An 8,595-nucleotide genomic window follows, 5' to 3' on the forward strand; every position below is an offset into this window, starting at 1 on the left:
GGTCCCGTGGCTCAGTGGAAGAGCGTCCGCTTCACACGCGGAAGGTCGCTGGTTCGATCCCAGCCGGGACCACCACCAGTGCCGGTCGAAAACGCTAACCGCGGGCCTCGATGTACTTGCCGGCCCGGTTAGCGGCTCATCCGTCCTGAAAGCTCCAGGTACCCAGCCGCGCGGCGATCGCATTGACATCGGACACTGCACCGGTGGCGACCTGGATCACGAAATCGAAGCGGTCGTTCTCCGAAGGGGCGATCCACTGACCGTTGATGACCAGTAACGTCCGGCAGGCCGTCCGTGAAAGCCGCTTGTTTCGGTCGACCGGCGCGTGGTTTCGCGCCAGGGAGTGCAGCAACGCGGCGGCCTTGAGGTGCAGACCTGGGTACGCGTCCTGTCCGACACCTGATTGACATCATCCCCTGTGGCGCCGACGCAGTTACGACCGAGTGCGGCAGGCTGCCCTGCAGCTGGGGCTGGGCGACGTCGTATTCCACGATGAACAAGCCTGGCGGGCCGGAACCGGTAGACGTAGCCGTGCCGGCTCGGGTCGGCGCGCACCGCGTCCAGCGTCGCGGTGGAGCGAAGATCGATGTCGGGGCTGGCGCCGTGGATGGACGGGATGAGCAGGGTCGCGCCGACCCACGGATGCGGGTTGACGGGCGCTCGCCCGTGCTCACCGCTGTCGCCGGTGAGCACTCGGCTTGCCCACGGCACGACGTTCGCGCTATCCACTGGACGCGCGGCCACGACGAGCACACCGGGCGGCGTGGGGCGACAATATGCGTGATCGACGAGACCACAACTTCGCGAGGACGGTGGACGGTGAGCAATCAAGAGGGGATCGGCGTGCTGAAACTCGAATGCCCGCAGGGCCATCCCGTCGGCAGGATCCTCCGGGACGCCCCGCACCAGTCTGTCCAGTACGACCCGGGCGCCGCGGTGGGGAACCGCCGGTTCTGGCCGGACGAGGACGATCAGCCGCGGTTCGCCACGCATTGCCGGTTCTGCGACAAGCCGGTGGGGGAGGCCACGGCCACGTTGCAATCCACACTGGCCGACCTGCTCAACGACACCACTCTGGGGACCGCCGTGGCCACGCTGCCGTACCTGTAGGCGGGCGCGTGGCCCCACATACTGTAAGAGATACAGTAGCCGTCGCGCGGCGCGCTGACGCGCCGACGCCGGCGCCGACGCGAGAGGAGTCCCGTGACCCAGCACCCCCCGACCCCGAACGGCAACCCGCGCCCGCCCGAAGGCGACTGGCTGGGCACGCCGTACCTGTCCTTGCAGCGACAGGGGCCGATCGCGGTGTGCACGATCGACCGCCCGGACGCGCGCAACGCCCTGACACCGGCGATGTACTTCGGAATCCGTTATGCCGTAGGCCGTCTCAACGAGGACCCGGATCTGGCCGGGCTGCTGATCACCGGAACCGGTGACGTCTTCGCGCCCGGCGGCGACATGGGCGGCGGCGCCGGCGGCGCCGACGACTGGATCACCTTCGGGGCCGCGCTGGGCATGGACGTCACGCCGTTCGACGCGGTGCGGACCTCGGCCAAGCCGGTCGTCTCCGCGGTCAACGGGCTGTGCCAGGGCGGCGGCTTCCAGATCGCGCTGTGCAGCGACCTCTCGGTGGTCAGCGAGCGGGCGACCTTCCGCGTGCCCGAATTGTTCCGCGGCTACGCCGACACCTACTACAGCCAGATGCTGGCGCGCCTGATCGGGCCGGTGCGCGCCCGCGATCTGATGTTCACCGGACGGGTGCTGAGCGCGGTCGAGGCCTGCGACTGGGGCCTGGTGAGCCGGGTCGTGCCGCAGGAGAGCCTGCTCGCCGAGGCACACGACGTGCTGGCCCAGGTGTGCCGCACCGCCCCGCGGGCCCGCAGGGTCATCAAGTCCAGCATCGACAATTACCTGGGCCGGTACGACCGCATCGGGATGACCGCCAGCCTCGGCGACGCCGAGGCGCGCGAGGGCTTCCGCGCCTTCAAGGAGCGCCGCTCGCCGGACTGGGTGCATCCGCAACTGCGGGTGGCGGGCCGCTTGTGAGGGCGCCGCTCATACCTTGCGCGCACGGTCCCGCCAATAGGGTTCGCGCAGAGCTGTTTTGAGGATCTTCCCGCTGGCGTTGCGGGGAAGCTCGGCGACCACGTCGACGGTGCGGGGGCATTTGTAGGCGGCCAGATGCTGCCGGCAGAACTCGATGACGTCGGCGGGTTCGATCTCGGCCGCAGCCACCACGATCGCCTTGACGGATTCGCCCCAGCGGTCGTCGGGCACCCCGATGACCGCGGCGTCGGCGACGGCGGGATGCTTGATCAGTACGCTTTCCACTTCAGGTCCGTACACGTTCTCCCCGCCGGTGATCACCATGTCTTTCAGCCGGTCCTCGATGTAGACGTAGCCGTCGGCGTCGAGGCGCCCCACGTCGCCGGTGCGCACCCACTCGTCGACGGTGATCGTTTCGGCCGTTGCCTCCGGGCGGTTCAGGTAGCCGCTCATGTTCTGGTTGCTGCGCACCCAGATCTCGCCCGGCCGCCCCGCCGCCAGCAGATCGCCAGTCTCGGGATCGACGATCTTGATCGCCGTTCCCGGCAACGCTTTTCCGGCTGAAAGCTGCAGATGGGGCCGGGCTGGATCGCGATGGTCGGTGTCGCCGAGCGCTGTGACTGCTCCGCACAGTTCCGTCTGGCCGTACACCTGAACGAATTTCGTGCCGGGCCAGGCCGCCAGCGCGCGGTGTAGCAGGGGCAGCGGCATCGGGGCGGCGCCGTACGCGATGCAGCGCAGGCCCGAGATCGAGGCGGTTGCCGCCTCGCCGCCGTCGAGGAACCTGGCGATCACCGAAGGCACGACGAACGCATGCGTCGCGCCGGCCCGCACCGCAGCGACCAGCTCCGCGGCGTCGGGCTCGCGGGTCATGATCGTCGGCATGCCGGGCCGGATGCCGAACAGTGCATACCCGATCCCACCCACGTGGAACAGCGGCATGCACACCAGGTTCGTGTCGCCCTCACCGAAGGGAAATGCCGGCGCGACGTTCGCCGCGTGGTTGACCAGCGCCCGCTGGCTCAGTACCACGCCCTTGGGGCGTCCGGTGGTGCCCGAGCTGTAGATCACCAGCGCGGAGTCGTCGCCGGTGACCTCGGCGTCGGGATCCTCGGGAGATGCCGCGGCGAGCAATGATTCGTACTCGTCCTGGTCGTCACCGCCCACCACGACGATGCGCTGCAGGCCCGGTACGTCAGCGGCAGCCGCCTGCGCCGCGGGATGCAGTTCGGCGCCGGCGAAAAGCAGGCGGGCCCCGCTGTCTTCGAGGACATGCACGAGTTCCTCACCGGCCAGACGCCAATTCACCACGGTGGCCACCGCGCCGATCGATGCGGCCGCGAACAGGGTTTCCAGGCACGCGGGGTGATTCTTGTCCAGGAAAGCCACGCACTGCCCACGCCGGATACCGGCGGCGCGCAATGCTCCGGCTGCGCGACGAATCCGCGTCGCCCACTCGGCCCAGGTCCACTGTGCTTCGCCGTAACGGATGGCCGTGGCGTCGGGACGCTGTCGTACGTGCTGCTCGATGAACCCGATGAGGGTGTCCGTGGTGCTGGTGAAGGTGTCGACTGCCGGCATAACCCCTCCGAGATCGTTGTGTCCTTCTCTGTGATACGCGGTGTGCCGCCGCCACGGCAACCCGTCAGAGCATGGAGTCGATCATGGCTCCGCCGTCTTGGGCGGCTTGACCGGTCGCGTTGTCGTTCTGCCGGAAGTCGATGAAGGCCGACAGCCGAGTCGACGTGTTGAGCAGCTCACCGAATGTGCCGAGGACGGGAACCGTGCCCCGCGGCGACGAAAGGTCGGCGGTGTAGTCGACGGCGGCCTTCTGCTGAAAGTGGTTGCCTTGCAACATCGTTATGAGCGGATCGGTCAAGTTCCGCACGTTGGTCAAATCAGAGGACGGGTTGCCGGTCAGCTGGTCGATGTCGCCCTGCAGCGCGGCGACGACATCGGTCCCGTCAGCCGTTTTCACGACGACCTGCAGCTGCGCGCTGGAATCGGCGTTGGAGAGCGCCACCCAGTCCGGGCCGCGGTCGCCGACCGTCCAGCCCGGCGCGGGGGTGATCGAGATGCCCTGCGCGATGTCGACCGGGTCGGCGGCCAGCAGCGCCACCGCGGACGCCGGCGGGCGCGGGGTTTGCCCGGTCGGGCCGGCCGTGGCGGTGAGCAGGACTGCGGCGGCCACGGCGACGACGGACTGCAGGCCGCGCGTGGCCCGTGCCACGGAGAACGGGGGCGTGTGCGGTGGCGACATCATGGCTCCTCGTGCCCCCGGTTGGTTGCGCAAAATCGTAAGGTACAAATCGCCATATGGGCAGATCCCGCAGAGCAGACGCCCGACCCGACAGAAGGACTTCGACATGGTGAATGCCGCCCGCGCCCGTTCCCGCACCTTCGTCGTGACGGGCGCGGCATCCGGGATCGGCCTGGCCACCGCGCGGCGTCTGCTGTCCGAGGGCGGCTCCGTCGTCGGCGCCGACCTGGCCACCCCGCCGGACCTGGGCCCCGATTTTCACTTCGTCACCGCCGATGTGACCGACGAGGTTGCGATCGGTGCCGTGCTGGACGCGGTGCCCGGCCGCCTCGACGGCGTTTTCCACGCCGCCGGCGTGGCCGGCGGCGGCCCCGTTCACCTGCTCGAACGTGCCGAATGGGAGCGCGTGATCGGCATCAACCTGACCGGCACGTTCCTGGTCGCCAAGGCCGCGCTGTCCCGGATGATCGAGCAACCCAGGGTCGACGGCGAGCGGGGCTCCATCGTCACCGTCTCCAGCATCGAAGGCCTGGAGGGAACGGCGGGCGGCAGCTCCTACAACGCGGCCAAGGGCGGCGTCGTGCTGCTGACCAGGAACATGGCGCTCGACTACGGGCCGAGCGGCATCCGGGTCAACGCAATCTGCCCGGGTTTCATCGAAACACCGATGGCTGAAAGTGTTTTCAGTCTGGAGGCGATGGCGGGCCCGCTGGCCTCCATCACCAAGGAACACGCGCTGCAGCGGCTCGGCCGGCCCGACGAGGTCGCGGCGATGGCGGCCTTCCTGCTCTCCCGGGACGCTTCGTTCGTCACCGGGCAGGCCATCGCCGTCGACGGCGGCTACACCGCCGGCCGCGATCACGGCGTCGTCAAACTCTTCGGTCTGCCCGAGTGAGCCTTCAGGATCGCGCTACCGTCCGGTGCGCCTGAGAGCGACTCCTCACGCGGGCCGGTGCGGCTGTGCGCAGCGATGAGTCGACGGGGGCGTCGCAGAACAGGGCGTGCGAGAGCGGCTACCGGCGGGCGGTCGAGGCGAGCGCGGCGTCGGCGGTGGGGTAGAGGGGCAGCTCGCCCCCCAGCTCGCATGCCTCGACAATCCTGGCGACGAGCGGCGCCCGGCTGACCAGGCGCAGCTCGATACCGCGGCGGCGGCACCGTTGCGCCTCGTCGGCCAGTACCGCGAACGCGCAGCAGCCCATGAACTCGAATCCCGTGACGTCGACGACCAGCGGCCCCGGGGCGGAGACGACGCCGCCGGCTTCGACGATCAGCCGGCGCCAGGTGAGCTCGTTGCTGGCGTCGACCTCTCCACCGGCGTTGACGAGCACCGCGCCGTCGATGCGGTCGGTGGTGGCCCTCAGGGTGTTGTGTGGGTCCCCGAGTTCGTAGACCAGCCGCGTGCTGAGGGTCAAATAGGGACTGGACGTGGTGTGGGTACACGCTGTACTCATGTGCTGGACTCCCTGATCGGCCGGCGTTGGAAACGCCGCGATGTTGGCCCGTCCTGCTGTCTGAAGACAGACATCCGCGATGTGTGAACCTTTTTTGTATAACGAAACAGAGCGGTGTGTCTACCCGTGATGCGTGAACGAATCGTGAGTGCGGACTACGACCTTCCCGGGCCACGTCTTACCGGCACGTCGCGACCAAGAACGAACTCGTGCTGCTCCGGACCGGGGGCCTCGACTGGTGGACCCGCCGGGTCCGGTTTCACACGGGGTCGGCGGCGGTGGTCCCGGTTCTGCGACCGTGCTCGGCCTCGAGTTCGGCGATCGCTCGGGATGTGCGCTCGCGCAGCAGGATTGCCGCGGTCACACCGCACACGACGGCGATGACGAACGCGATCCAGGAGAACCGCTCCATCCAGCGCTCGGCGGCCATTCCGGCGAAGTAGACCAGGGCGGTGGTGCCCCCCGCCCAGCAGACGGCGCCCGACACGTTGGCGGCCAGGAAACGCGGGTAGCGCATGTTCAGGGCGCCGGCCAACGGCCCGGCGAAGATGCGCAACAACGCGATGAAGCGGCCGAAGAACACCGCACGTACACCCCAGCGGTTGAACAGCTGTTCGGCCAGCGCGACGTGTCCGGGACCGAAATGTCTCGGGAACCGCCGGCCGAGCCGGTCGAACAGTGGCATGCCGTACCGGCGCCCGATCGTGTAGCCGACGGAGTCACCGGCCACCGCGCCGATCACGGCGGCGGCCCCGACGAAGAACGGGTTGACGGCGAGGTCATCGTAAGACGACATCAGTGCCGCGCTGACCAGGACGATCTCCCCGGGAAGCGGGATGCCGAGGCTTTCGAGCCCGACGACGGCCCCGACCACCAGGTAGACCGCCAACGGCGGGATCGACTGCAGCAAGGCCTCCGCGTTCATGGGTCAAGGATGCCTGACTCATACCCCAGCCGTGGTGCAAAGCCTCTTTCCCGGGTGCCGGAGCCGTTGTGCGGCCCGCTGGGTGTGCTCAGGCGTTCCAGCTGGGGCCGTTTCGGCACGCGGCCGTCGGCCGAGGACCGGCCCCGCAGCCGGCGCCAGATCCACGGGACGAAACTCTCGTGCGCCCAGCGCAGATGGCCCAGGGTGCTGGACGCAGCGGGCCACCGCCCCGGGTCGGCACGTGCACCGGCCCAATCATGGCTGCTGCCGGGAAGATTCAGCGCCTCGGCAGCCGCGGCGGCGAACAGAATATGGCCCCTGGTGGATGCGTGCACCCGGTCGACAGCCCAGGTGTCCGCATCGCGCATCGAGGCTGCGTTATACAGGTCGACGAGCCGGAAGCCGTAGCGCCGGGCGGCGTCGCTGATCGCCTCGTTGATGCGGGCGAGCCGCGTCGACACCAGCCCGCCGAGCGGGAGGAATTGCGCGACGTTCGGGAAGGTTGTGGTCACCACCGTCGCCCCCGATTCGGCCAGCGCGGCGTGCAGGCGGTCGAGGTCGCCGAGGGCGCGGCCGAACGATCGGCCCGGCTGGATGACATCGTTCATCCCGGCGCACACCGTGATCAGGTCGGGCCTCATCGCGAGGGCCTCGGGAAGCTGCTCGGCGAGCACGTCGGTGATCCGCGTGCCGCGGATCGCCAGGTTGGCGTAGAGCAGGCCTGGATGCAGCGCATCGATCATGGCCGCGAGCCGGTCGGCAAACCCCAGCAGGCCGACGGCGTCGTCGCCGTCCCACAAGCCCTCGGTCTGGCTGTCACCCATCGCGACGTAGCGGCAGTACCCGGACCGATCAGCCCCGCACACGATGCCGAGAATAGTGCTCGTCGGAGTGCTGAGCAGAACCCGGCGATCCAGGTTTTTACAAGAATGGTTTAGACTAATTCACAGGTGCTAGACAGCCTGGGAGACCAGAGACCAGCGTTAACGTGGTCATTTCAAGGTTGTGAGCAAAAAGTACCCGGCGGGTAATCGTTAGTTCTGTGTGCATGGCGTCGTCTGTCTCGGCAGGGGAAGGGTTGGTGACATGGGTCATCGGACACGAAGTGGCCGCGTGCAGGGCCTCGGAGAGCGGCTGCTGTCCTCGATCGGGCGCCAGGAATGGCTGGACCGGCCGAGCTACCGGCTGGAGCACTTGCTGAGCTTCGCCTACAACGGGCTGGGCGGTGCCCGCAACGGCGTCACCAACGCGCTGCACGGCGTGTGGCTGGGGCACCCCGCACACCCGCCGTTGGCGTCGCTGACCAGCGGGGCGCTCGCGACGACCGTCACGCTCGACGCGCTCAGCCTGCTGCCGCGCCGGCGGTCCACGGGAGTCCCCGACGCCTCGCGGTTCGCGAGCCGCGCGCTGGGGCTCGGCATCGTGGCGAGCGTCGGCTCGGCTGTCACCGGCGTCACCGATTGGCAGCACACCCACGAGCAGGACCGCCGGGTCGGCCTGGTGCACGGCCTGGTGAACCTGGCCGCAACCGCCCTGTACGCGCAGTCCTGGTGGGACCGCCGCCAGGGGCGTCACTACCGCGGGATCGCCTTGACGGCACTGGGTTACGGCATCACCGTCGCCGGCAGCTACCTGGGCGGGGCCTTGGTGTTCGACTCCGGCGTCGGCATCGACCACGCCGGTCAGCGGCTGCGCACCACGAAGTGGACACCGGTGCTGTCCGCCGACTCGCTGAACGGGAAACCGATGCGGGTGGAAGTCGACGGGGTGGGGCTGGTGGTGTGCCGGACCGGGCCCGACGAGGTCTCTGCCTTCGGCGAATTCTGCCCGCACTTGGCGGCTCCGATGGCCGACGGCTGGGTCGACCGCGGCCGGCTCGTGTGCCCATGGCACGGCTCGTGGTTCTCAGCCGA

The 8,595-nt window shown here is 68.9% G+C and carries 9 protein-coding genes, 1 tRNA gene and 1 pseudogene; 5 read left to right on the forward strand and 6 right to left on the reverse strand.

Annotation, left to right across the window (positions count from 1 at the left end; genetic code table 11):
* Window positions 1-75, forward strand: a tRNA-Val gene (locus AC2VOK_RS05300).
* A gap of 61 nt (window positions 76-136) precedes the next feature.
* On the opposite strand, the pseudogene AC2VOK_RS05305 reads toward AC2VOK_RS05300, so the two are convergent.
* Window positions 137-403 (reverse strand): annotated as a pseudogene (locus AC2VOK_RS05305) (type II toxin-antitoxin system death-on-curing family toxin); the annotation flags it as partial.
* A gap of 416 nt (window positions 404-819) precedes the next feature.
* Between AC2VOK_RS05305 and AC2VOK_RS05310 the strand changes: the two are divergent.
* Entirely contained in the window at window positions 820-1,110 is a 291-nt protein-coding gene (locus tag AC2VOK_RS05310; protein WP_428899547.1) for a hypothetical protein, read from the forward strand.
* A gap of 93 nt (window positions 1,111-1,203) precedes the next feature.
* On the forward strand, window positions 1,204-2,046 hold the full coding sequence (locus tag AC2VOK_RS05315; protein WP_428899548.1) for an enoyl-CoA hydratase/isomerase family protein: 843 nt from the start codon (window positions 1,204-1,206) through the stop codon (window positions 2,044-2,046).
* A gap of 9 nt (window positions 2,047-2,055) precedes the next feature.
* On the opposite strand, the gene AC2VOK_RS05320 is transcribed toward AC2VOK_RS05315, so the two are convergent.
* Together AC2VOK_RS05320 and AC2VOK_RS05325 are read right to left on the reverse strand one after the other, a co-directional pair.
* Window positions 2,056-3,627 carry a long-chain-fatty-acid--CoA ligase gene (locus AC2VOK_RS05320; protein ID WP_428899549.1) on the reverse strand — a complete coding sequence of 524 codons (1,572 nt, stop codon included), beginning with the start codon at window positions 3,625-3,627 and terminating at the stop codon, window positions 2,056-2,058.
* 64 nt (window positions 3,628-3,691) lie between these two features.
* On the reverse strand, window positions 3,692-4,306 hold the full coding sequence (locus AC2VOK_RS05325) for a hypothetical protein (RefSeq protein ID WP_428899550.1): 615 nt from the start codon (window positions 4,304-4,306) through the stop codon (window positions 3,692-3,694).
* A 106-nt stretch (window positions 4,307-4,412) separates the two neighbouring features.
* Between AC2VOK_RS05325 and AC2VOK_RS05330 the strand changes: the two genes are divergently transcribed.
* Entirely contained in the window at window positions 4,413-5,201 is a 789-nt protein-coding gene (locus AC2VOK_RS05330) for an SDR family NAD(P)-dependent oxidoreductase (protein ID WP_428899551.1), read from the forward strand.
* A gap of 118 nt (window positions 5,202-5,319) precedes the next feature.
* Here AC2VOK_RS05330 and AC2VOK_RS05335 read toward each other — a convergent pair whose 3' ends face one another.
* The 3 genes from AC2VOK_RS05335 to AC2VOK_RS05345 all read right to left on the reverse strand — a co-directional run bounded on the left by AC2VOK_RS05335 (window position 5,320) and on the right by AC2VOK_RS05345 (window position 7,548).
* Entirely contained in the window at window positions 5,320-5,757 is a 438-nt protein-coding gene (locus AC2VOK_RS05335; protein WP_428899552.1) for an anti-sigma factor antagonist, read from the reverse strand.
* A gap of 259 nt (window positions 5,758-6,016) precedes the next feature.
* The gene (locus tag AC2VOK_RS05340) at window positions 6,017-6,682 is read right to left on the reverse strand and encodes a DedA family protein (protein WP_428899553.1); all 666 of its coding nucleotides are present in this window, start codon (window positions 6,680-6,682) and stop codon (window positions 6,017-6,019) included.
* Complete coding sequence (locus AC2VOK_RS05345; RefSeq protein ID WP_428899554.1) at window positions 6,679-7,548, reverse strand: SGNH/GDSL hydrolase family protein; 870 nt, start codon at window positions 7,546-7,548, stop codon at window positions 6,679-6,681. Before AC2VOK_RS05345 ends, AC2VOK_RS05340 begins: the two co-directional genes overlap by 4 nt.
* Before the next feature lie 220 nt (window positions 7,549-7,768).
* Between AC2VOK_RS05345 and AC2VOK_RS05350 the strand changes: the two genes are divergently transcribed.
* Window positions 7,769-8,595, forward strand: an 827-nt coding sequence (locus tag AC2VOK_RS05350) for a Rieske (2Fe-2S) protein (RefSeq protein WP_428899555.1), incomplete at its 3' end; no start/stop codon positions are given.

Source organism: Mycobacterium sp. TH-M116 (genome assembly GCF_057473685.1).

What these genes read in the sequence shown, in the direction of transcription:
- AC2VOK_RS05320 (WP_428899549.1), bottom strand. Translation starts at nt 3,627, where the DNA reads ATGCCGGCAGTCGACACCTTCACCAGCACCACGGACACCCTCATCGGG.
- AC2VOK_RS05325 (WP_428899550.1), bottom strand. Translation starts at nt 4,306, where the DNA reads ATGTCGCCACCGCACACGCCCCCGTTCTCCGTGGCACGGGCCACGCGC.
- AC2VOK_RS05330 (WP_428899551.1), top strand. Translation starts at nt 4,413, where the DNA reads ATGGTGAATGCCGCCCGCGCCCGTTCCCGCACCTTCGTCGTGACGGGC.
- AC2VOK_RS05335 (WP_428899552.1), bottom strand. Translation starts at nt 5,757, where the DNA reads ATGAGTACAGCGTGTACCCACACCACGTCCAGTCCCTATTTGACCCTC.
- AC2VOK_RS05340 (WP_428899553.1), bottom strand. Translation starts at nt 6,682, where the DNA reads ATGAACGCGGAGGCCTTGCTGCAGTCGATCCCGCCGTTGGCGGTCTAC.